Here is a 21,432-nt window from a genome sequence, read left to right as displayed (position 1 = left end):
TGTGTAAGCGGGGTGGTCACAGGTAGGGGTTGATCCGGTCGGGGTAGGCCGCGGCGAGCTGGGCGAGGGCCTGCTTCCAGTTCGTGACGGCCTGACCTTCGACGAGCCGGCCCTGGGCTTTGCGCTGGCCGGCGGGTTTGCCCCGGTCCCGAGCGCGTTCGGCGGCGCGTTTGTCTTCGATGTTGCAGATCGCCAGCCAGAGCAGCTTCACCGCCGCCTCGGTCGAGGGGAAGTGGCCGCGGTTCTTGGTCACCTTCCGTAGCTGGAAGTTCAGCGACTCGATGCTGTTGGTCGTGTAGATGACCTTGCGGAGCATGGGTGGGAACTGCAGGAACGGGATGAACCGCTCCCAGGAGTTCGCCCAGGTCGCGGCTGCAGACGGGTACTTCGTGCCGAGCTCGGAGGCCTCGAACTCGGCCAGCGCCTTCCTCGCGGTCTCTTCGTTGGGGGCGGTGTAGATCGGCTTCAGCGCGGCGGCGACCTTCTTGCGGTCCTGGTAGGCCACGAACCGCATCGCGGCCCGGATCAGGTGAACCACGCAGGTCTGGACCATCGAGTCCGGCCACGTCGCCTCGACCGCCTCCGGCAGGCCCTTGAGCCCGTCGCAGCACACGATCAGCACGTCCTGCACGCCCCGGTTGGCGAGATCGGCGCAGACGTGGGCCCAGAACGCCGAGCCCTCGGTGTCCTGGACCCAGATCCCCAGCACGTGCTTGATGCCCTCGAGGTCCACGCCGACGGCGATGTAGGCGGCACGGTTGAGGACCTGGCTGTTCTCTCGGATCTTGATCCGGATTGCGTCGAGATAGATCACCGGATAGAACTCCTCCAGCGGCCGCGACTGCCACGCCAGGACCTCTTCGCTCACGGCGTCGGTGATGTTGGAGATCGTCTCGTGCGACAGGTCCGTGCCGATCGTGGAGGCCAGGTGGTGCTGGATGTCCCGGATCGTCATTCCGCCGGCATAGAGGCTGATGATCATGTCATCCAGGCCCCCGAGGCGCCGCTGGCCCTTGGGCACCAGGCGCGGGGTGAACGACCCGCCCCGGTCTCGCGGGACGTCCAGCTCGATCGGCCCGACCTCGGACTCCACGGTCTTCGGGGTGGTCCCGTTGCGGGAGTTGGCGTGCTTCAGCGCCTCGCTCGAGCCCTTCTCGTAGCCCAGATGGCTGGTCAGCTCGGCCTGCAGGCCCCGCTCGAGCGCGGCCTTGACCAGCGCGGGCACGAACCCGCCGTCACCGGTGAGCTCGACGCCGCCCGCGTCGATCTGCGCGAACAGGGCATCAAGCTGCCCTGAGGCTTTCAGCTGCTCGACCAGGTCCTGGCCCGAGGGCTCGCCTGGGTTCTTCTCGTCGATCATGGTCATGATTCTTACCGTTCCTCTCGGTACGGCTTACACAGACCATCTGACACGCCCCCCGGGTGTGTTCGTCGACGATCGAGCAGATCTTGATCGGTCGTCCGTGCTCGTCGGCGTCGAACTGGAAGTCCACCGCCCACACCACGTTCGGCGCGTCCGCCGTCGGCGCGTCGACGGTCGAGGACCCGACGCGCTTGCGTCGACGCCGCTGCGGGACCCGGAGCCCTTCGTCACGCCACAGGCGTTGGATCTTCTTGTGGTTCACCACCCACCCCTCGGCGCGGGCGTCGTGATACGCCCGCCGATACCCGTAGCGGGGATGGTCCTTCGCCCAGGCGCGCAGCCACTCCCTGAGCGCCCGATCCGGGTCCGCGACCGTGTCGCCCTTGAGCGGTCGCCGGTACGCGGAGCGGCTCAGCCCGACCAGACGGCACGCCATCCGTTCGCTCACCCGCAACTTGCGCTTGAGGTGATCGACGGCGGCGCGGCGCCTGTCCGGGCTTAGAAGTTTCCCTCAGCCAGCTCCTTGAGCGCGGCCTTCTCCAGCTCCGCTTCCGCGAGCAGACGCTTCAGGGTCGCGTTCTGCTTCTCCAGCTCCTTCAGGCGCTTTGCGTCGTCGGCCTTGAGGCCGCCGTACTGGTTCCGCCACCGGTAGTACGTCTGCTCGGACACCCCGAGCTCCCGGCACACCGCCGCGACGTCCTGACCATCGGCGAGCATCCTGTCGGCCTGCCCGAGCTTACGGACGACCTGCTCGGGGGTGTGACGCTTCCTGCTGTTCGTCATGATCTGACCAGTCTCCCTGCCCGCGACCGCGGGCAACAGGACGACTCTCATAACGACTGGACCTACGAAACGGGGTCAGCCCACTGCTCAACGTCCTGCACGACCTTGTCGGCACCCCGGAAGGGCTGTACGGGCGTCGGAAGATGACCGCGTGGCTGCGTCGAGAAGGTCACCAGGTCGGCGCCGGTCGTGTGGACCGGCTCATGCGGGTTGCGGGGATGAACGGTGTGCGTCGAGGCAGGCCAGTGCGCACCACCGTCCCGGCCAAGGACGGCTGCCGTGCCGGTGACCTGCTCAATCGAGACTTCACCGCGGCCGCGCCGAACACGAAGTGGGTCGCGGACTTCACCTATGTGCGCACGTGGGCGGGCTTCGTATACGTCGCGTTCGTGCTGGACTGCTACTCGCAGAGAATCCTCGCCTGGCATGCCGCGACGGCCAAGACGACCCCGCTGGTCCTGACCCCGCTGCGGACCGCGTTGTGGGACCGTGACCGGCACGGGCACCCTGTGCAGCCCGGCGAGCTGATCGCGCACAGCGATGCCGGGTCGCAGTACACGAGCCTTCGCTTCGCCGAGCACCTGGCCGCCGAGGGCATCGCCGCGTCCATCGGGACCGTCGCCGATGCGTATGACAACGCGCTCATGGAATGCGTCATCGGCTTGTACAAGACCGAGTGCATCACCACCACGATCTTCCACAACGGCCCGTACAAGACCATCGCCGACGTCGAGTACGCCACCGCCGGATGGGTCGAGTGGTACAACAATCGAAGGCTCCACTCGTCCCTGGCTATGACCACCCCGGCCGAGTACGAGACTGCCTACTACGCCGCCCTCAACCGAGAGCTGGCACCCACATAGGAGCGGCACGAAACCCGGGACGCTTCATCCTGAGACGGCCGGTGGGGGTCAGGGGTGCGTTAGCGTGGGTCATGAGCGGGCTCTTTCCAGCGGAGGGGTTGTTGAGGAACTTCCATCCTGCCGGGCGGGGCCCGCTCGTCTCATCTCAGCCCGGGCCTCGTGCCAAGAACCTCATGACCCACAACAACTAGATGGCGGTTCTGGGTCGCGGGGTGCCCTGGGCCATCTGGCGTCGATGAACGATCGCCCCTGTCAGATGCCTCTATGCATTGGCCGGTGACGGTCCGCGGGCCTGGTCTCGTGCTGGGGGTCTGCCATGAGTTTGCTTGACACGAGTTATCAGGCGGCGGCAGCCGCCTGGACTGATTGAACCATCTCGAACTCGACAGGGGTGAGCTTCCCGAGACGGGCCTGCCTACGACGGCGGTGATAGGTCCGCTCGATCCAGCTCACGATCGCGAGCCGGAGCTGGTCGAAGGACTGCCAGCGACGCCGGTTCAGCACGTTCTTCTGCAACAGCGCGAAGAAGGATTCCATTGCCGCGTTGTCCCCAGCAGCACCGACCCTGCCCATCGACCCGACCAGGCCGTTGACCCGGAGCGTCTCCACGAACCGCCTGGCTCGAAATTGCGATCCTCGATCCGAATGCACCCGGCAACCCTGCACCGGCGGCCTCGACGCCCCTGGTCGGATCGCATAAGCGCTCTTCCCGACACCGACCGTCCGGTCCGACAGGATCCACGTTGAGGCGAGCCCTGCTGGTCCTCCCCGTCGGCGTGGTCCTCAGGGCCGTCGGCCGGGCTGAGGGGCGGCTGGTCACACCTTCGTCATCCCTGCCCGTAAAGGAGTCCGCGGGCCTCCGTGGCCGGCGATCTTCACGGAACCTTCAAGGTTGAGCCCTTCACCCGCGTCGGCGGGGCGGTCTACGGTCGATGGCAGGGCGGGCCGGCGAAGGCCGGTGCGTCGGATCAGATCGACGAAGGAGCACATCATGACCCATCACGTGAGCGCCATGCTGGACACCTACCCAAAGAATGTGGGCAACATCGACCGGCAGAAGCTGGCCGAGTGCATCCAGGCCTGCTTCGAGTGCGCCCAGACCTGCACGGCCTGCGCGGACGCCTGCCTGGCCGAGGACATGGTGGCCGACCTGAGGCAGTGCATCCGGTTGAACCTGGACTGCGCCGATGTTTGCGCCGCCACAGGCCGGATGCTGTCCCGGCAGACCGGCAACAACGTCGAGACCACCCGCGCCCTGCTCGAGGCCTGCCGGGCCGCCTGCAAGACGTGCGGGGACGAATGCGAGAGCCACGCCCAGATGCACGAGCACTGCAAGGTGTGTGCCGAGGCCTGCCGCCGGTGTGAGCAGGCCTGCGTGGACCTGCTCGTCACCCTGGGTTGAGCCTGCTGATGACCGTTCCCCCTTGAGGGCGGCCAGTCGTCCATGACGCGCGCAGGGAACCCGGACCACCGTGCTCCCTCGCCGCGGAAGGCTCCCATGGACTCGGAGAAGTATCAGAGGGTCAGGAACGGTGCCGGATTCGTCGCGGCGCTGGACCAGAGCGGGGGCAGCACCCCGGCGGCCTTGCACCTCTATGGGATCGACAAGGATGCCTACTCCGGCCCAGAGGAGATGTTCGACCTGGTACACCAGGTGCGCACACGTATCATCACCAGCCCCAGCTTCGACGGTGAGCGCGTCATGGGGGCCATCCTGTTCGAGAACACAATGAACCGCCAGGTGGAGGGTTCCCCCACGGGCGACTACCTGTGGAACAGCAAAGGCATCGTGCCCTTCCTCAAAATCGACCAGGGCTTGGCCCCGGAACAGCAAGGCGCCCAGCTCATGAAACCCATCCCGCACCTGGATGACTTACTGTCTCGAGCCGTCGAAAAGCACATGTTCGGGACGAAGATGCGCTCGGTCATCAAGCTGCCCGGGGACGGGGTGGGCTCCGTCGTGGAGCAGCAGTTCGGGCTCGCCCGTCAGATCCTCGTTACCGGGCTGGTGCCCATCATCGAGCCCGAGGGGGATATCCGCAGCCCCCGCAAGGCCGAGGTGGAGGACCAGCTCAAGGCGGCAATCCTCGCCCAACTGGACAAGCTCGGAGACGACCAGTCGGTCATCCTTAAAGTGACGCTGCCGGAGCGGGCGGACTTCTACCGCGAGTTCGTGGACCATCCCCGAGTGATCCGCGTCCTGGCCCTGTCGGGCGGCTATACCCGGGCCCAGGCCACCACCCTGCTGGCCCGCAACCACGGCGTGATCGCCAGCTTCTCCCGCGCCCTGACCGAAGGGCTGAGTACGGCCCAGAGCCCAGCGCAGTTCAATGCGGTGTTGGATGAGGCCATCAACGCGATCGCGACGGCCTCTCGCACCTGACCGGAGGCCATAGGACCGCTGCGGTAGTCCGCGGCCGCCGAAGCGGTGTCCGACCACCCCCCATTCCTGGGGCCGGGCACCGCCTCAGCGGCGTCTGCCGCGCAGTTCAACGGGCAGCCACCGAGGAGCGCACGAAGTCCTGGCGCACCCCCAAGGCGCGGTCGGTGCGCCGGATGGACTCGCCGCCGTCGTCGACGGTTCCGGTGAGGGCCCGGATCGCGTCGATGTTCTCGGGGACGACGATCGCCTGGTTGTCCACCGTGTAGGTGTAGTACAGCTCGTTGCCGTCCACGGTGAGGATGTCTTCCCAGAGGGCCACCTCATACATATCACCCCGGGGCCGGCCCAGGTCCTCCATGAGTTCCACGGTGCTATTGACCGCCACGACGCCGTCCGAGCGCCGGACGAAGGCGATCCGCGGCATCGCCCGGAACGCCTCCAACACCTCCTGCTTCTCGGCCGGGCGGGTGAGCTCGATCGTCCAGTAGTGCAGGTGGTTCTGAGTGTGGGCTCCCTTGGCGGCCATGGTGACCACGTCCAGGTCCGGGACCACCGACTGGGCGTCGGGCCCCTGATGGCTGGGGATTCGGCCCTCGGGGACGATGGTGTTCATGATCCCCGAGTGGTCCGATTCCCACGGATCGGTGGCCCGGCGGATGAGCACCCCCCGGGCCTTGGACAGCAGTCCGACGTCCTTCAGCGCGGTAAGGGCCCGGACGGTGGCGGTGGTATTGCAGGACACCACCCGGGTGCTGTCCCGGCCCAGGGCGGTGGCGTAGTTGGCGTGGGCGACGAAGGAGTGGCCGGTGAGATCGTGCTTCTCCCCGCCCTGGAACACGGATTTGACCCCGTGGGCACGGTAGAGCTCCAGGTTGCCGGCGCCCACCTGGGCCGGGGTGCAGTCCACCACGACGTCAACGTTCTCGAGCAGGTCGTGCAGGCCTCCGACGACGGGAAGGCCGGCATCCGCCATCACCGGTAGGGCCTGCTCGGTAGAGGCGTAGACGGGGATACCCTTCCCGGCCGCAGTCGCGATCCGGTAGTCAGCGATGACGTCACTGACTCCGACCAGCGCCATGTCCTCCTGGGCCCGGACCGCGTCGGCGACGCGTTTGCCGATGACCCCGTACCCGTTCACCGCGACCTTGATCTTGTCCTGCATGCTCGTCTCCTTTCCTGGAGGACCCGTTCCGGTTTCGGGGTCTATCGCCAGCCGCGTCTCACCGGATGCCCGCAGCGGACGACGGTGCTCAGAGCTTGTCGAGCATCTGTTGCATTTCGGTGATCTCGGCCTCCTGGTCGGCGATGACCTGCTCGGCGAGCTGCACGGCCTGCGGGTTCTGGCCGTCCTCGACCTCGTCCTTGGCCATGTCCACGGCGCCCTTGTGGTGGGCGGTCATCTGCTCCAGGTACAACCGGGCGGCCTCGGTGCCCTGGGCCTGCTCCAGGGCGGCCATGTCCTCCTCGGACATCATCCCGGACATCCCGCCGTGGTCCATGCCCTCCATACCGTCCGTGTCCACGGGGTCTTGGCCCCAGGCGGTGAGCATGGCGTTCATGCGCTCGATCTCCGGGCCCTGGGCGTCGATGACCTTCTGGGCGAACGCGGCCACCTCCGCCGGGACGTCATCCTTGGCCAGCAGCATCTCGCTCATCTCAACGGCCTGCTGGTGGTGCGGGATCATCATTTGGGCGAACATCACGTCCGCGTCGTTGTGCTCGGCGGAGACCTCCTCGGCCGAACCGGTCGCCGTGGTGGACGGTGTCGCGGTGGCCGTGGCCGCAGGGGTGGCGGCGGGGGCGGAGCTGGTCGCGGTGGCCGTGGCCGCAGGGGTGGCGGCGGGGGCGGAGCTGGTCGCGGTGGCCGAGGCCTCAGCGCCGGCGTTCTCGTCCTGGGCGCCGGTGCCGCAGGCGGTCAAGGTCAGGGCGGAGGCCAGGGCCAGGGCGGTCAGCGTCATGGTGCGTTTCATGGTGGGTCCTTCCACAGTGGGTTGAGGGTTCATATCAGAGTTAGCGCCAAGAGGCGCGATCAGGAGGTCGCGGGTTGAAGGGCAGCCTGCGACCGGGGGCGCTCGAGAGGAGCCAGGTGCTCCGGGTCCAGGTCGATCCGGCGCAGCAGCTGGGCGTTGAGGGCCACCACGATGGTGGAGACGGACATCAGGATCGCGCCCACCGCGGGGGAGAGCACGAACCCGATCGGGGCGAGCACGCCGGCGGCCAGCGGCACGGCGAGCACGTTGTAGCCGGTGGCCCACACCAGGTTCTGGATCATCTTGGTGTAGCTGGCCTGGGAGAGCTCGATCATCGACAGCACCGCGCGGGGGTCGTTGCTGGCCAGCACAACGCCGGCGGACTCCATGGCCACGTCGGTGCCGGCGCCGATGGCGATGCCGACCTCGGCCCGCGCCAGCGCCGGGGCGTCGTTGACGCCGTCGCCCACCATGGCCACGGACAGTCCCCGGGACTGCAACTCGGTGACCTTGGTGTCCTTGTCCTGGGGGAGGACCTCGGCGAAGACCTCGTCGATGCCCAGGTCCGCCCCGACGGCCTCGGCGACCTGGCGGGCATCGCCGGTGATCATCGCGACCTTGATGCCGCGGGCGTGCAGGGCGGCCACGGCGGCCCGGGACTCGGGGCGGACCTTGTCCTCCACGGCGACCGCGCCGATAACGGACCCCTCGCGCAGCACGTGCAACACCCCGGCCCCGCGCGCGGTCCAGGAGGCGGTGTGCTCAGTGATCTCCGCCGGCATGGTCAGGTTAAGCTCGCGCAGCATGTTCGGGCCCCCGACGAGGATCTCGGAGCCGTCCACGGTGGCGCGCACCCCGCGGCCCATGGCAGCACTGAAGTCCGTGCCGCGCTTGCGCAACGTGCTGGCCTGCGGGTGCTGCCCGGCGGCGGTGACGATGGCCCGGGCCACGGGGTGCTCGCTGTCAGCCTCGGCCGCGGCGGCCACCGCCAGCAGTTCTGCCTCGGACACGCCGGGCATCGCGGTGACGGCGGTGACGACGTGGGCGCCCTCGGTCAGGGTGCCGGTCTTGTCGAACAGGACCACGTCGATGGTGCGCATCCGCTCCAGGGCCATCCGGTCCTTGATCAGGACCCCGGACTTGGCGGCCTTCTCCGTGGAGAGGGCGATCACCAGCGGGATGGCCAGGCCCAGGGCGTGCGGGCAGGCGATCACCAGCACGGTCACGGTGCGGGTGACCGCGTCGGTGGGCTGGCCGATCGCGGTCCACACGATCGCGGTGATGATCGCCGCAACCAGGGCGAACCAGAACAGCAGGGCCGCCGCCCGGTCGGCCAACGCCTGGGCGCGGGAGGAGGATTCCTGGGCGTCGGCGACCATCCGCTGGATCCCGGCCAGGGTCGTGTCGGTCCCGACGGCGGCCACCTTCACCCGCACGGTGTTGTCGGTGGCCACGGTCCCAGCGACCACCGTGTCCCCGGCCTGGCGCAGCACGGGCTTCGACTCCCCGGTGATCATCGCCTCGTCGAACTCCGCGGCGCCCTCGAGGATGGTCCCGTCGGCCGGCACCCGGGCCCCGGCCCGCACTAGCACCACATCGCCCACGGCCAACTCGGTGATCGGCACGGTGATGGTGTCACCGTCCACGACCTTCTCGGCCTCCTCCGGCAGCAGCGCCGCCAGCGCGTCCAAGGCGGAGGAGGCCGCGCCCAGGGCGCGCATCTCCATCCAGTGGCCCAGCAGCATGATGACCACCAGCAGCGCCAGCTCCCACCAGAAGTCCAGCATCAGGTCCCCGATGCCCAGGGTCGTGACCCAGGAGGCGACGAAGGCCACCGTGATGGCCATCGCGATCAGCAGCATCATCCCGGGCTGGCGGGCGCGCAACTCGGTCAGCCCGCCCTTCAGGAAGGGCATGCCGCCATAGAGGTAGATCACGGTGCCCAGCACCGGGGCGATCCACGCCGAGCCCGGGAACTCGGGGACGTGGTAGCCCAGCAGCTGCCCGACCATGTGGCTGAAGAACACCACCGGGATAGAGAGCACCAGTGAGACCCAGAACCGGTTCTTGAACATCGCGGTGGAATGCCCGGCGTGCTGACCGTGGTCGTGGACCTGGTGGTCCTCGTCCAGGGCCGAGTGGGCGTGGCCCTGGGGCATGGCCTGCCCGTGGGTGGCCGCGTCCGCGGGGTGGTGGGCGGCATGGTCGGTGTGGTTGGCGTGGCCGGCGTGGGGGTTCGGGTCTGGGTGTTCGGCGGTCTGGTCGGTGGGGTGATCGTGGTGGTGCGGGGTGCTCATGGTGTTCCTTCTGCTCGGCGGTCTGTTCGGCGACCGGCTCGGCGGTGGGGCGCCGACCTCGAGGGGATGGGTCGGTTAGATCCGGACGCGGTAGCCGGCCGCTTCGATGGCCGTCCGCACGGAGTCCGCGGAGGCGGGCCCGGTCACGGTGACGGGGGAGGCCCCGCCGGCGACCAGTTCGACCCGGACATCGTCCACCCCGTCCAGGGCGCTCACGGCCTCGGCGACGGAGCCCACGCAGTGTCCGCAGGTCATGCCCTCCACCTGGTAGGTCGCGTCGCCGGCGCTCGTCCCGGTTGGGTCGGCACTCTGGTGCCCGGCGGGGGCGGTGGCGTCGGCGGCTGGGGCGCAGCACGAGCAGCCGTTGGTGGCCCCCGGCAGCGGGGTGCGGGCGGATTCGGTCATGACGGTCTCCTTCAGGTCTGAGGGCGGCGCCGGACGGCGCCTCTCCTCTTGGTATATACCCCCCAGGGGTATCATTCAAGGGGTGGAGCGCCGGTGTTCACGGTGGATAAACGGGTGCGCCGGTAGGTGGGCTGGTCGGGGGCTGCTTGGTGGGCAGGTCGATGGTGAACGTCGCCCCGGCCGTGGTGGAGGTGGCGCTCAAGGTGCCGCCGTGGGTCTGGATGAGAGCTCGGGAGATGGCCAGGCCGACCCCGGAGCCGCCGTGGTCACGGTCGCGGGCGGTGTCCCCGCGGTAGAAGCGTTCGAAGACGTGCGGCAGGTGCTCGGGAGAGATCCCCTCCCCGGTGTCGGTGACGCTGAGCGTGACCCCGGACGGGCTTTGTCGGGCCTCGAGGGTGACCCGGCCCCCGGCCGGGGTGTGGCGCAGGGCGTTGGTGAGCAGGTTGCCCAGGACCTGGCCCATGCGCTGGCGGTCCACGTCCACGGCCAGGCCCGGATCGGCGTCCATGGTCAGGGCCACGCCCTTGGTGGCGTAGGCCTCCTTGTGGGCCTCGGTCGCGGCATGCAGCAGCCCGCTGACCCCTTGGGGGCTGCGGTCCAGTTCGATCCGGCCCTCCTCGGCGCGGGAGACGTCGTTGATGTCCTCCACCAGCCGGGTCAACCGGGCCAGCTGCTCGCCCATCAGCTCACCGGTGGGCTCGTCCCAGTGGGACACCCCGTCTTGCAGGGCCTCGTGGTAGACGGTCAGCACGGAGACGGGGGTGCGCAGCTCGTGGGCCAGGTCCGAGAGCATCCGTCGACGGGTGTCCTCGGTGCGCTGAAGCCGTGCGGCCATGGTGTTGAAAGACCCTGCCAGCTCCTCCACCTCGGTGCCGGCGCCCATGGCCGGCACGCGGGTGTCGTACCGTCCACCGGCCATGGCCTTGGCCGCCTGGGTCAGGGCGTTGATCGGACTCTGGATCCGGCGGGCGACATGCCAGGTCAATGCCAGACAACAGATCAAGGCCGTGGCCAGGGCCACGCCCAGGGTCCAGAAATTGGCGTCCCGGTAGGCCTGCTCCACGTGCAGCATCTGGGCTGCATCGTGTCCGGCCCCGGCCTGTTCCAGGTGCTCGTGGAACAGTGGTGGGCCGGCCAGGGAAGCCACCACCACCGCGGCCAGCACGCTGGCCCCCACCACCAGCAGCTGGGCGAGGAAGAACCGGGCCGCTAATCCTTGGTAGCGCCGCCGGCCGGTCATTGCTCCGCCATCCGGTAGCCGACCCCGCGGACGGTGTCGATATAGCGGGCCGGGTCCGCGCCGAGCTTGCGGCGCAGGTTCTTGATGTGCACGTCCACGAGCCGTTCATCGCCCACCCAGGCCGGGTCCCAGACGATATCGATCAGCTGGCGCCGGCAGAAGGCCTGGTGCGGGCGCCCCGACAAGGCGGCCAGCAGGTCGAACTCCGTGCGCGTTAGTTGCACCACCTGGCCCGACACGCGGGCTTCGTGGGCGGCCAGGTCGATGACCAGGTCACCGCAGACCCGTTCCGGTTCGGGGGCTGACACCGTTGTGCGCGGCCGGCGCATGACCACCCCCACCCGGGCGACCAGCTCCCGGACGCTGAAGGGTTTGGTGATGTAGTCATCGGCCCCCACCGCCAATCCCTCCAACCGGTGGTGCTCATCGCCGCGGGCGGTGAGCATCAGCACATAGCACTCGGAGAAGGCCCGCACCCGCCGGCACACCTCGATCCCGTCCAGCCCGGGCAGGCCCAGGTCCAGGACCATCACGTCGGGCTCGTGAACCCGGGCGGCCTGCACTGCGGCCGGGCCGGTGTGGGTGAGAGCCACCTCGTAGCCGGCCCGCTCCAGGTAGGTGGCCACCATGCGCGCCAGCGGCTTCTCGTCATCGACCACCAACACCCGGCCGGCCGCCGGACCAGTCCCAGTGTCAGTCCCAGTGCCAGAGTTCATGGGTCCAGTCTCGCTCTGTCTCGCGCCCCGGCGGCTCAGAACGGTGCCGGGGCGGGGAATCTTCATCGAATCTTCAAGGCAAACCGCCCCATCCCGGCGCGTCACCGGCCGACAATGGTAGAAGCCCCGCCTTTTGGCCCGGGGCGGAAAGGCTCCATGACCCCCCTGACCCGCAGAACCCTGATCGCCGGCGGGCTGACCCTGCTCGGCGCTAGCACCCTCACCGCCTGCGCCGCGCCGAACCCCGCGACATCCCCGGCGGCCGGCACCGGCACGCAGGGCACCGGCACGGCCATCACCCACGTCCATGCCCTCACCCGGGACCCCGAGTCCGGTGAGGTGCTGCTGGCCACCCACCAGGGCCTGTTCCGGCTCCAGGACGGGGAGCTGACCCAGGTCGGTCCGGTCGTGGACTTCATGGGTTTCACCCTGACTCCCGAGGGCCGCTACCTGGCCTCGGGTCACCCCGCGCCGGGCACCGACCTGCCCGAGCCGCTGGGCCTGGCCGAGTCCACCGACCGGGGCCAGAGCTGGACGGTGCTCTCCCGCGGCGGCGCATCCGATTTCCACGCCCTGGCCGCCGGCCCGAACGGGGTCCTCGGCTTCGATGGGCAACTGCGCGCCAGCACCGACGGCCTCACCTGGCAGAGCCTTGAGATCCCCGTCGCCCCGGCATCGCTGGCGATCTCCCCCCAAACCGGGACCGTGCTGGCCACCACCGAAACCGGCATGTTGCGCTCGACCGACCACGGCGCGACCTGGACCACCCTGGACACCCCCCAGCTGATGCACCTGGTCGCCTGGGCCGATGACACCACCGCCGTGGGCGCCGGCACCGAGGGACACCTGCTGACCAGCACCGACGCCGGCGACACCTGGACCGCCAGCGACCGCCCGGTCGGCACGGCCACCGCCCTGGGAACGGGCATCACCGACGACGGGCAGACCGAAGCACTGCTGGTCGTCGGCTCGACCGTGCTGTCCACCACGGACGGCGGGAACACCACCGAATCGCTGCTGTGACCTCCCCCCGCCGCCCCCTGTCCGGCTGGCCCGCCCTTCGAACCGTTCTGGGCACCCTCGTGTTGATCCTGGGCCTGCTCGGGATGCACGCTGGTACGGGCACCAGCGCGGCTTGGGCCGCCACCGGTACGGCCGCCGCCACAACTGTTCATCACCTCGGGCCGGGGCCATCGGTCCGGCCGGCATGGTGCCCGAGGTCGTGCTCCCGGCCGAGCCTGCCGGGGATGAGGCAGCCGACCCCGGGCTGCCGGTCTGTGCCCTGGAGGCCGTGGACGATACCTGCGCCTCGGCCCTGACCAAGGCACCTGTCGTGTCCCACTTGGCCTCCCGGGCCCTCCTGCCTAGCCCCGGTGGGGGACTGACCGCACCACCCCTGCCCTGGGTTGCCCATTTCCGGCCCCCGTGGACCCTTCACTGGCTCAACTGGCCGTCAGCCGCACCTAAAGCCCCCGGCCGCGCCCCACCGGTGAGCGCAGGGTCCGCCAATACCTCCGGGTGACAGCGGCACGCAGCCCCGGTACGCCACCGGCCTCACCCAGCAACTGATCAGCCATGCCCGGCCCCGTCGCGCCCGCCTGCGACACGGGGCCGGATGACGGAAAGAAGAACCGATGACCTCCTCACTGACCACCCGCCGCACCTTCCTGGGCGCCTCCGTCGGGGCCCTGGCGCTGGCCGGGCTGGCCGCCTGCGCCGATCCCGCCATCAGCCCCCAACCGTCAGGGCGCATCCTGCCCACCGACCCGCTGGTCGCCGAGTACGAGAAACGACGCGCCGCCTCGGGCACCACCGTCACCCACCGGCTCTCCGCCGCACCCCTCGAGACCTCCCTCCAGGGTCGGGGCCTGACCACCTGGGGATACAACGACGGCCTCAACGGGCCGCTGCTGCGCGCCCAGACCGGGGACCTGCTCAAGGTCAGCGTCGCCAACGACCTGCCCGAGGACACGAGCGTGCACTGGCACGGGCTGGCCCTGCGCAACGACGCCGACGGAGTCCAGGGGGTGACCCAGGACCCCATCGCCGCCGGAGGACGCTATACGTACGGCTTCCGGCTGTCCCATCCGGGCACGTACTGGTACCACTCCCACTTCGACACCCAGCGCGAACGCGCCCTGTACGGGGCCCTGATCGTCGAGGACCCCAACGAGCCCCTCAGCTACGACCAGGAATGGGTCGTGATCCTGGACGACTGGCTCGACGGGATCACCGGAACACCGCAGGACGTCGTCGAGGAACTCTCCGCCGGGATGGACATGTCCGGCGACATGGAGGGCATGGCCGGCATGGCGGGCATGGACCACGGGTCCATGAGCCAGGACAGCTCCTCGGGCATGCCCATGAAGCACATGCTCATGGGCGCTGAGAGCGACTATCTGGGCGGGGACGCCGGCGACGTGAAGATCCCCGTGCACCTGTTCAACGGCCGCCCCCCATCCGACCCGGACACCTTCTCCAGCACCCCGGGCAACCGGATCCGCCTGCGCTTGATCAACGCGGCCGGAGACACCGCCTACCGGGTCGGGATCCCCGGCCAGGAACTGACCATCACCCACACCGACGGGTTCCCGGTCCAGCCCTGCCAGGCCGATGCCGTCGTCCTGGGGATGGGCGAACGCCTGGACGTGCTGATCACCCTCGGCGACCAGGCGGTGCCCGTACTGGCCCTGCCCGAGGGCAAGACCGGCCACGCCTACGGCATCATCGCAGCCGGTCCAAAGACCACGCTCTCCGGTCGGCTCCCACAGACCCTGGGCGGAACCGTGCTCGATGGCAGCCGACTGAAGGCACACGAATCCGTCCTGCTCCCACCCAAGGACCCGACCACGACCCACGAGGTACGCCTCACCGGATCGATGATGGAGTACGACTGGGGCATCAACGGGCGACGCTTCGACCCGGCCAACCCCTTCGAGGGCGCCTTCGAACTCCGGTTGGACGAACGCGTGCGGGTCACGATGACCAACGACACCGACATGTGGCACCCCATGCACCTGCACGGCCACACCTTCCAGCTGGCCGACCATGGCGCCCGCAAGGACACGGTCATCATCAAACCCCGGCAAACCATCGTCTTCGACTTCGAGGCGGACAACCCGGGCCAGTGGCTAACCCACTGCCACAACGCTTACCACGCCGAGGCCGGGATGATGGGCGTCTTCTCCTACATCCACTGACCCTCCCGCCCGGCCCACACCCCTCCATCCACGGGGGGATCGCACGGTGGCCGCCCAGGAAAGAACATGCCTTTATCGCTCACCCCCACCCACCGTGCCCAGCCCGCCCGAGACCTCTGGCCCGGCACCCCCGTCCTGACCCGTAGGAGGAAAGGGTCTGCCGTGAGTTTGGTTGACATCTGATCTGTGGTCCCGGGAGGGACTGCTGGAAGGATGACCCCATGCCCGCTGCATACCCCCGAGAGTTCCGCCAGGACGTGGTCGCGATCGCCCGTAAGGGTCAGATGCCGATCGCGCAGGTCGCGAAGGACTTCGGCATCGCCGAGTCCTGCCTACGGCGCTGGCTGGCCCAGGATGATGTCGAGGCCGGGATCCGGCCCGGCATCACCAAGGCTGAGAACGAGGAGCTGAAGGCTCTCAAGCGCCGCAACCGTGAATTGGAGATGGAGAACGAGGTCCTACGGCGTGCGGCCGCGTATCTGTCTGTAAGCGGCCATGAAAAGCTGCCCATAGGTGGCCAGGGAATGACCCGCTGACGGCCATGAGGACTGCCCAGTGATGGCCACGGGAACTGCCCGGTGCTGGCCATCTGGTTTGCCCGCGTTGCTCGTTGCCCGCCGCGTCGTGAGCCGGCGGGGGCCTCCTCCCCGGGTTGGATATCGGTGTCGAATCGAATCCAGCGAGGAAGAGGCCCTGAATGAAGGATGCCGCAGAAACCATGAAAATACTCAGTGCCTATGACCTGACCAAGTCATTGCGGGGCGCCGCCGAGCTGGCCGGTTGCTCCCATCACACCGTGGCCCGGCTGGTGCGGGCCCGCGACGCCGGCCAGACCCCTGGATCCGGAGCCAGCCGCCCGAAGGTCACCGATGTCTGGCTGCCCAAGATCGAGGAATGGGTCGAGGCCTCCACGGGCAGGATCCGCGCCGATGTCGTGCACGCCAAGCTCACCGCAATGGGCTACACCGGCTCTGAGCGCTCCACCCGGCGGGCGGTGGCCGAGGTGAAGGCCGCCTGGCGGGCCGGGAAGCGCCGGGTGCACCGGCCCTGGATCACCGAGCCGGGCGCATGGCTGCAGTACGACTTCGGCGATGGGCCGGCGATCGACGGGGCCAAGACGGTGCTGTTCGTGGCCTGGCTGGCCTGGTCCCGCTACCGGATCGTCATCGCCCTGCGTGATAGGACGGCTCCGAGTGTGTTCGCCGCCCTGGACCGGTGCTTCCGGCTGATCGGGGGCGCGCCGACCTATGTGCTGACGGATAACGAGAAGACAGTGACGGTCTCTCATGTGGCCGGGGTGCCGGTGCGTAACCAGGCCACCGTGGCGTTCGCTCGGCATTACGGCGTGGAGGTGCTGACCTGCCAGCCAGCGGATCCGGCCGCCAAGGGCGGGGTGGAGAACGCGGTGAAGCTGGCCAAGGCCGACCTGGTCCCGAAGGACACCAACCTGCGGGACCAGTACGCCTCGTTCGCTGAGCTCGAGGCCGCCTGCGCGGGGTTCATGGCCATGGTGAACTCCCGGGAGCACCGGGTGACCCGGCGCCGCCCGGACCACATGCTCGCCGAGGAGACCAGCGCGTTGCATCGGATCCCCGCCACGGCGCACACCGTGGCCTACGGGGTGGGACGGAAGGTGCCGGAGAACACGCCGATGGTCTCCTTCGAAAACGCCCAGTACTCGGTGCCCGCGCACCTGCTCGGGGCCGAGGTGTTCGTGCGCCATCACGGCACCGGACCGGACTCGATGGTGGTGATCATGCACGCCGGTGCGCAGGGGCCGGTGGAGGTCGCCCGGCACCGGGTGGCCCGGCCCGGGTCCCCGGCCATCGACGACGCGCACTTCCCCGGCCACGAGACGGACAAGGTGCCCGGGGACTACACCCCGGTGCCCCGTTCGGCGGCGGAGGCCGAGTTCCTGGCCATCGGGGCCGGAGCGAGGACCTGGCTGGTGGAGGCCGCCGCGGCCGGCACCAGCCGGATCGGTCAGAAGATGGCCGAGGCCGTCACCCTGGCCAAGCTCGCCGGCACCGACCAGGTCGACCGCGCCCTCGGGGTGGCCGCGGTGCACCAGCGCTTCGCCCACGGCGACCTGGCCTCCCTGCTCACCGCCGCCGGCCACCGCACCGGGATGCACACCGCCACCGAGGAACGGTCCCTGACCCAGGGCACCGCCGGCTGGGCCGGCCTCGGTACCTCCAACACCGAGGGGGGCAGCCCGGTGAGCATCCACACCCCGAACACCGCCGCACCGGCGCTGCCGGCCGATTTGGAGGCGCTGTTGCGGCAGCTGAAGATGCCCCACGCCCGCGGTATCGCCGCCGAGGTACTGGCCACCGCCCGGGCCCAACGCTGGGAGCCGGCCGAGGTCCTCAAGGCCCTGCTGGTCGAGGAGACCACCGGTCGGGCCCGATCCATGCTCGCCGCCCGGCGCAAGGCCGCCGGGTTCCCCACCGGCAAGACCTTCACGACCTGGGATCCGGGCGCCTCCTCGATCCCGGCCCCGACCCAGCAGTCCCTGCGCACCCTGGAATGGCTCTCGCGCAGAGAGAACCTCGTGGTCTGCGGGCCCTCCGGCACCGGCAAGACCTTCTTCCTCGAGGCCCTGGGCCAGCAGGCCGTGGAGGAGGGCAAGCGGGTGGCCTGGTTCACCCTGGAGGACCTCGGGGCGATGATCCGGGCCCACCGGCCCGATGACACCATCACCAAAGCCGTCGCCCGAATCCTGCGCGCCGACCTGATCGTCATCGACGACATCGGCCTGCTGCCGGTCGCCGACGATGCCGCCGAGGGCCTCTACCGCATCGTGGACGCCGCCTACGAGAAACGCTCCGTAGCGATCAGCTCGAACCTGCACCCGGCCGGCTTCGACGAGCTGATGCCCAAGACCCTGGCCACCGCCACCGTGGACCGGCTCCTGCACCACGCCCACGTGTGCCAGACCACCGGAGACTCCGTACGGATGACCCAGGCAATGGCCGGGAAGGGAGTCATGCCACTGAACTGATCCCATCACGGTGGCCAGCACCACCACCCAAACGGGCAAACCAGCTGGCCACCAGTGGGCAGTTCTGATGGCCACCAGCGGGAAGAAACACTGGCCGCCTATGGGCAGAACTCAATGGCCCTTGACATCTGTCCCAGGCGAACCTGAAATTGGGTCAGTCCCCACAATGAGCTATCCCGTCGTGAAGGACCTGGCCCGCGACGGGATTCCCGTGAAACTCTCCTGCCGGGTCCTCGGGTTCTCCCGTCAGGCCTACTACCAGTGGCTGGCCGAACCTGTCAGCGAGCGGGAATGGTCCGACGCGCATGCCGCCAACGCCGTCCTCGATGCCCATGCCGATGACCCGGAGTTCGGATACCGGTTCCTGGCTGATGAGCTCCGCGGCCGTGGCTTGTCCGTGTCGGACCATCAGGTGTTGAAGGCCTGTCGGCTCGTGAAGGTCCGCTGCTGCCACTGGTTCCGTCGCGGCTCGGGCAAGCGTCCTGGCCCTGCCGTTCATGATGATCTGGTTCGTCGTGAGTTCCGCGCTGAGAAGCCGAACCAGCTGTGGCTCACGGACATCTCGGAGCATTGGGCCGGGGATTCCAAGCTCTATCTCTGCGCGGTCAAGGACGTGTTCTCGAACCGGATCGTGGGCTACTCGATCGATCGGCGGATGAGCTCGCAGCTGGCTGTGGATGCCCTGCAGATGGCTCTGGCCCGGCGTGGAGGCAAGGCCGAGGTGCAGGGTTGCCGGGTGCATTCGGATCGAGGATCGCAATTTCGAGCCAGGCGGTTCGTGGAGACGCTGCGGGTCAACGGCCTGGTCGGGTCGATGGGCCGGGTCGGTGCTGCTGGGGACAACGCGGCGATGGAATCCTTCTTCGCGCTGTTGCAGAAGAACGTGCTGAACCGGCGGCGCTGGCAGTCCTTCGACCAGCTCCGGCTCGCGATCGTGAGCTGGATCGAGCGGACCTATCACCGCCGTCGTAGGCAGGCCCGTCTCGGGAAGCTCACCCCTGTCGAGTTCGAGATGGTTCAATCAGTCCAGGCGGCTGCCGCCGCCTGATAACTCGTGTCAAGCAAACTCATGGCAGACCCTTCTCACGCGCCTGAATCTCGCCGTCATGGATCGACAGCACCTCGGTCTGTGCGCCAGCCCGCTCCAGAAGCGCCGCGCAGGCTCTGACTGACCGACATCAGGAAGCACTTCACGGCTGAGGAGAAGCTCTGTCTCTGCGCGAACAAGGCCGTCGCAGGCCGCGGCGGTGCAGCCGTGGTGGCTGGGTGCCTGGTGCACGAGGACCGGGGCTCGCAGTTCCGATCTGGCCTATTTCAGGACGCGCGCACCCGTCATGGGCCGATCGGCTTCGTACTCGACGTCCTGACGCGCGGTTCTGCCGGCCGGTCGGCCTGATCCCGCGCTCCGGGTGATCACGGCGTCGGATCGAGCCTGACAGGTCAGCGTCGGCGCCGTGGTGGATGGCATGCACCACCCCCACGAGCGCCGTGTCGCGTTCAGCACTCTGGTGGGCCTACCTGCCCCCTCACTCCGCCAGGAATTCCAGCAGGATCCGGTTGAACTCCTCGGAGTGGCTGGTGTTGAAGCCGTGCGGGGCATCCTTGACCAGTTCGACGCGGCTGCCGTCGATCGCCTTGTGCGTCCGCTTGCCGGAGCCCTTGAACGGCACGATCTGGTCGGCGTCGCCGTGCAGGACCAGGGCCGGCACGGTCACTGCCGGCAGGTCGCGGCGGAAGTCGGTGGCCCCGAACGCGTCCATGCAGGCCAGCGCCGCCGTCTGGTCGGACTGCAGCGCCATCCGGATGGCCTCCTGGCGCTGCTCCTCGGTGACCTTGAGGCTGCTGGTCAGGCCGGCCAGCTTGGGGGTGGAGAAGAACGTCGTCGTGAAGTCGTCGAAGAACGACTCGCGGTCCTTCTCGAGACCCGCGCGCATCTCGGCGGCCTGCTTCTCGGTCAGCGGGCCGTCGGGGTTGTCGTCGGTCTTCAGCAGGTACGGGGGCACCGCGCCGGCGAACACCACCGAGTGGATCCGGTCCGCGCCGAACCGGGACATGTAGCGCGCCACCTCGCCACCGCCCATCGAGAAGCCCACGAGCGTCACGTCACGCAGGTCGAGCTCGGTGAGCAGACCGTGCAGGTCGGCGGTCATCGTGTCGTAGTCGTACCCGCCGGCGGGCTTCTCCGAGGCGCCGAAGCCCCGCCGGTCATAGGTGATCACGCGGTAGTGCGGGGACAGGGCTGCGACCTGGTCCTTCCACGAGTCGAGGGTCAGCGGCCAGCCGTGGATGAGGACCACGGGACGCCCGTGGCCGGCCTCCTCCACGTTCAGTCCGATCGTGCCGTGGTCCGTGGGGATCTGCATGAGGGTCATGTGCGTCTGCCTTCCTGTGCTCTCGGGGGACGACGGCGGCGCTCGGCCGCCGCTTCCTCCTCACGCTAGGCACGCGCTCGGCACGTGTCAGGCTTCGGTCTCCGCCATCCTGCGCAGCGTCAGCGCGTTGAACGCGGCGTGGCCGTGGTTGTCGTTGTTGAAGTAGACGTAGGCGGGGCGCGCGCCCGCCGCGTCCGCGCCGGTCAGCTCCCGCAGCCGCTTCACCCAGGGGGCGAGCTCGGCGTCGGAGAACGAGCCGCCGTAGCGCCAGTCCGGGTCCGCGTTGTGGAAGCGCACGTAGGCGAGGCGCCCGGTCGCGCGCAGCACCGGCTCCCGCCCGGCGATCACCGAGACCACGAACCCCGCCCCGTGCCGGTCGAGGAGGTCGAACACGTCCTCGTCCAGCCAGGACTCGTGCTGGACCTCCACCGCCACGCGCACCCGCTCGGGCAGCAGGCCGAGGAACCCGGCGAGTCGGTCGTCGTCGCGGTGCAGGTTGGCCGGCAGCTGCAGCAGCAGCGGCCCGGCGTGGTCACCGAGCAGGTCCAGGGTGTGCACGATGCGCTCCACCCAGTCCTGCGGCTCGTTGAGCTTGCGGTAGTGGGTCAGGTAGCGGGAGGCCTTGACGGCCATCTCGAAGCCGGCGGGCAGGCGCTCGCGCCAGGCCTCGACGGTGCTGTCCGCCGGCCAGCGGTAGTGGGAGCCGTTGAGCTCGACCGTCCGGAATCGCTCCGTGTAGTGGTCGAGCTGATCGGCGATCCGCAGCCCCTGCGGGTAGAAGGTCCCGCGCCAGTGCTTGTAGGTCCAGCCGGAGGTCCCGATCCGCACGTCCATCC

At 69.0% G+C, this 21,432-nt stretch carries 16 protein-coding genes and 4 pseudogenes; 9 read left to right on the top strand and 11 right to left on the bottom strand.

Annotation, left to right across the window (positions count from 1 at the left end):
* Positions 1-16 precede the first annotated feature (16 nt).
* Entirely contained in the window at positions 17-1,360 is a 1,344-nt protein-coding gene (locus OVA32_RS09945; protein ID WP_044658726.1) for an IS256-like element ISMlu11 family transposase, read from the bottom strand.
* A 58-nt stretch (positions 1,361-1,418) separates the two neighbouring features.
* Positions 1,419-2,146: pseudogene (locus tag OVA32_RS09940) on the bottom strand (IS3 family transposase); the annotation flags it as partial.
* A gap of 56 nt (positions 2,147-2,202) precedes the next feature.
* Between OVA32_RS09940 and OVA32_RS09935 the strand changes: the two are divergent.
* Positions 2,203-3,009 (top strand): IS3 family transposase, encoded by an 807-nt coding sequence (locus tag OVA32_RS09935; protein ID WP_144786150.1) that lies wholly within the window; start codon positions 2,203-2,205, stop codon positions 3,007-3,009.
* A gap of 339 nt (positions 3,010-3,348) precedes the next feature.
* On the opposite strand, the pseudogene OVA32_RS09930 reads toward OVA32_RS09935, so the two are convergent.
* Positions 3,349-3,660: pseudogene (locus tag OVA32_RS09930) on the bottom strand (transposase); the annotation flags it as partial.
* A gap of 340 nt (positions 3,661-4,000) precedes the next feature.
* Between OVA32_RS09930 and OVA32_RS09925 the strand changes: the two are divergent.
* Positions 4,001-4,411 carry a four-helix bundle copper-binding protein gene (locus OVA32_RS09925; protein WP_267714269.1) on the top strand — a complete coding sequence of 137 codons (411 nt, stop codon included), beginning with the start codon at positions 4,001-4,003 and terminating at the stop codon, positions 4,409-4,411.
* Positions 4,412-4,507: 96 nt separating this feature from the next.
* A complete protein-coding gene (locus OVA32_RS09920; protein WP_267714267.1) occupies positions 4,508-5,392 on the top strand; it encodes a fructose bisphosphate aldolase in 885 nt (294 codons plus the stop codon).
* Between the two features lie 106 nt (positions 5,393-5,498).
* On the opposite strand, the gene OVA32_RS09915 is transcribed toward OVA32_RS09920, so the two are convergent.
* From OVA32_RS09915 to OVA32_RS09890, 6 genes are all read right to left on the bottom strand, one after another.
* Positions 5,499-6,554 (bottom strand): type II glyceraldehyde-3-phosphate dehydrogenase, encoded by a 1,056-nt coding sequence (locus tag OVA32_RS09915; RefSeq protein WP_002854314.1) that lies wholly within the window; start codon positions 6,552-6,554, stop codon positions 5,499-5,501.
* Positions 6,555-6,642: 88 nt separating this feature from the next.
* Complete coding sequence (locus OVA32_RS09910) at positions 6,643-7,362, bottom strand: DUF305 domain-containing protein (protein ID WP_230278239.1); 720 nt, start codon at positions 7,360-7,362, stop codon at positions 6,643-6,645.
* Positions 7,363-7,421: 59 nt separating this feature from the next.
* The gene (locus OVA32_RS09905) at positions 7,422-9,659 is read right to left on the bottom strand and encodes a copper-translocating P-type ATPase (RefSeq protein ID WP_113913950.1); all 2,238 of its coding nucleotides are present in this window, start codon (positions 9,657-9,659) and stop codon (positions 7,422-7,424) included.
* 75 nt (positions 9,660-9,734) lie between these two features.
* The gene (locus OVA32_RS09900; protein WP_002854303.1) at positions 9,735-10,064 is read right to left on the bottom strand and encodes a heavy-metal-associated domain-containing protein; all 330 of its coding nucleotides are present in this window, start codon (positions 10,062-10,064) and stop codon (positions 9,735-9,737) included.
* Between the two features lie 97 nt (positions 10,065-10,161).
* Positions 10,162-11,304 carry a sensor histidine kinase gene (locus tag OVA32_RS09895; protein WP_002854301.1) on the bottom strand — a complete coding sequence of 381 codons (1,143 nt, stop codon included), beginning with the start codon at positions 11,302-11,304 and terminating at the stop codon, positions 10,162-10,164.
* On the bottom strand, positions 11,301-12,020 hold the full coding sequence (locus OVA32_RS09890) for a response regulator transcription factor (protein WP_044659898.1): 720 nt from the start codon (positions 12,018-12,020) through the stop codon (positions 11,301-11,303). The genes OVA32_RS09895 and OVA32_RS09890 overlap by 4 nt, the downstream gene beginning before the upstream one ends.
* Positions 12,021-12,176: 156 nt before the next feature.
* Between OVA32_RS09890 and OVA32_RS09885 the strand changes: the two genes are divergently transcribed.
* The 6 genes and pseudogenes from OVA32_RS09885 to OVA32_RS09860 form a co-directional block, all read left to right on the top strand.
* Positions 12,177-13,043, top strand: a complete 867-nt coding sequence (locus tag OVA32_RS09885) for a F510_1955 family glycosylhydrolase (RefSeq protein ID WP_044659899.1) — start codon at positions 12,177-12,179, stop codon at positions 13,041-13,043.
* A 611-nt stretch (positions 13,044-13,654) separates the two neighbouring features.
* A complete protein-coding gene (locus tag OVA32_RS09880; RefSeq protein WP_225348380.1) occupies positions 13,655-15,220 on the top strand; it encodes a multicopper oxidase family protein in 1,566 nt (521 codons plus the stop codon).
* A gap of 221 nt (positions 15,221-15,441) precedes the next feature.
* Positions 15,442-15,756, top strand: coding sequence for a transposase (locus tag OVA32_RS09875; RefSeq protein ID WP_267714261.1), 315 nt, complete (start codon positions 15,442-15,444; stop codon positions 15,754-15,756).
* Between the two features lie 161 nt (positions 15,757-15,917).
* Positions 15,918-17,435 (top strand): annotated as a pseudogene (locus tag OVA32_RS11655) (IS21-like element ISMlu14 family transposase); the annotation flags it as partial.
* A 3-nt stretch (positions 17,436-17,438) separates the two neighbouring features.
* Positions 17,439-18,224, top strand: a complete 786-nt coding sequence (istB, locus tag OVA32_RS09865) for an IS21-like element helper ATPase IstB (RefSeq protein ID WP_010078636.1) — start codon at positions 17,439-17,441, stop codon at positions 18,222-18,224.
* A 160-nt stretch (positions 18,225-18,384) separates the two neighbouring features.
* Positions 18,385-19,272 (top strand): annotated as a pseudogene (locus OVA32_RS09860) (IS3 family transposase); the annotation flags it as partial.
* A 478-nt stretch (positions 19,273-19,750) separates the two neighbouring features.
* On the opposite strand, the gene OVA32_RS09855 reads toward OVA32_RS09860, so the two are convergent.
* The gene (locus OVA32_RS09855) at positions 19,751-20,596 is read right to left on the bottom strand and encodes an alpha/beta fold hydrolase (protein WP_002857740.1); all 846 of its coding nucleotides are present in this window, start codon (positions 20,594-20,596) and stop codon (positions 19,751-19,753) included.
* An 87-nt stretch (positions 20,597-20,683) separates the two neighbouring features.
* Complete coding sequence (locus OVA32_RS09850) at positions 20,684-21,430, bottom strand: DUF72 domain-containing protein (RefSeq protein WP_267714257.1); 747 nt, start codon at positions 21,428-21,430, stop codon at positions 20,684-20,686.
* Positions 21,431-21,432 lie beyond the last annotated feature (2 nt).

It is taken from the genome of Micrococcus sp. SL257, from assembly GCF_026625585.1.
Classification (GTDB): Bacteria; Actinomycetota; Actinomycetes; order Actinomycetales; family Micrococcaceae; genus Micrococcus; species Micrococcus luteus.
The sequence above is the reverse complement of the archived record's forward strand: the minus strand, read 5'-3'. Positions and strand labels throughout refer to the sequence as shown.

Bases quoted from the DNA above. Each gene is read 5' to 3' on its own strand.
- OVA32_RS09925 (WP_267714269.1), top strand. From the start codon at position 4,001: ATGACCCATCACGTGAGCGCCATGCTGGACACCTACCCAAAGAATGTG.
- OVA32_RS09895 (WP_002854301.1), bottom strand. From the start codon at position 11,304: ATGACCGGCCGGCGGCGCTACCAAGGATTAGCGGCCCGGTTCTTCCTC.
- OVA32_RS09875 (WP_267714261.1), top strand. From the start codon at position 15,442: ATGCCCGCTGCATACCCCCGAGAGTTCCGCCAGGACGTGGTCGCGATC.
- OVA32_RS09905 (WP_113913950.1), bottom strand. From the start codon at position 9,659: ATGAGCACCCCGCACCACCACGATCACCCCACCGACCAGACCGCCGAA.
- OVA32_RS09880 (WP_225348380.1), top strand. From the start codon at position 13,655: ATGACCTCCTCACTGACCACCCGCCGCACCTTCCTGGGCGCCTCCGTC.
- OVA32_RS09915 (WP_002854314.1), bottom strand. From the start codon at position 6,554: ATGCAGGACAAGATCAAGGTCGCGGTGAACGGGTACGGGGTCATCGGC.
- OVA32_RS09855 (WP_002857740.1), bottom strand. From the start codon at position 20,596: ATGACCCTCATGCAGATCCCCACGGACCACGGCACGATCGGACTGAAC.
- OVA32_RS09885 (WP_044659899.1), top strand. From the start codon at position 12,177: ATGACCCCCCTGACCCGCAGAACCCTGATCGCCGGCGGGCTGACCCTG.
- OVA32_RS09890 (WP_044659898.1), bottom strand. From the start codon at position 12,020: ATGAACTCTGGCACTGGGACTGACACTGGGACTGGTCCGGCGGCCGGC.
- OVA32_RS09910 (WP_230278239.1), bottom strand. From the start codon at position 7,362: ATGAAACGCACCATGACGCTGACCGCCCTGGCCCTGGCCTCCGCCCTG.
- OVA32_RS09900 (WP_002854303.1), bottom strand. From the start codon at position 10,064: ATGACCGAATCCGCCCGCACCCCGCTGCCGGGGGCCACCAACGGCTGC.
- OVA32_RS09945 (WP_044658726.1), bottom strand. From the start codon at position 1,360: ATGATCGACGAGAAGAACCCAGGCGAGCCCTCGGGCCAGGACCTGGTC.
- OVA32_RS09850 (WP_267714257.1), bottom strand. From the start codon at position 21,430: ATGGACGTGCGGATCGGGACCTCCGGCTGGACCTACAAGCACTGGCGC.
- OVA32_RS09920 (WP_267714267.1), top strand. From the start codon at position 4,508: ATGGACTCGGAGAAGTATCAGAGGGTCAGGAACGGTGCCGGATTCGTC.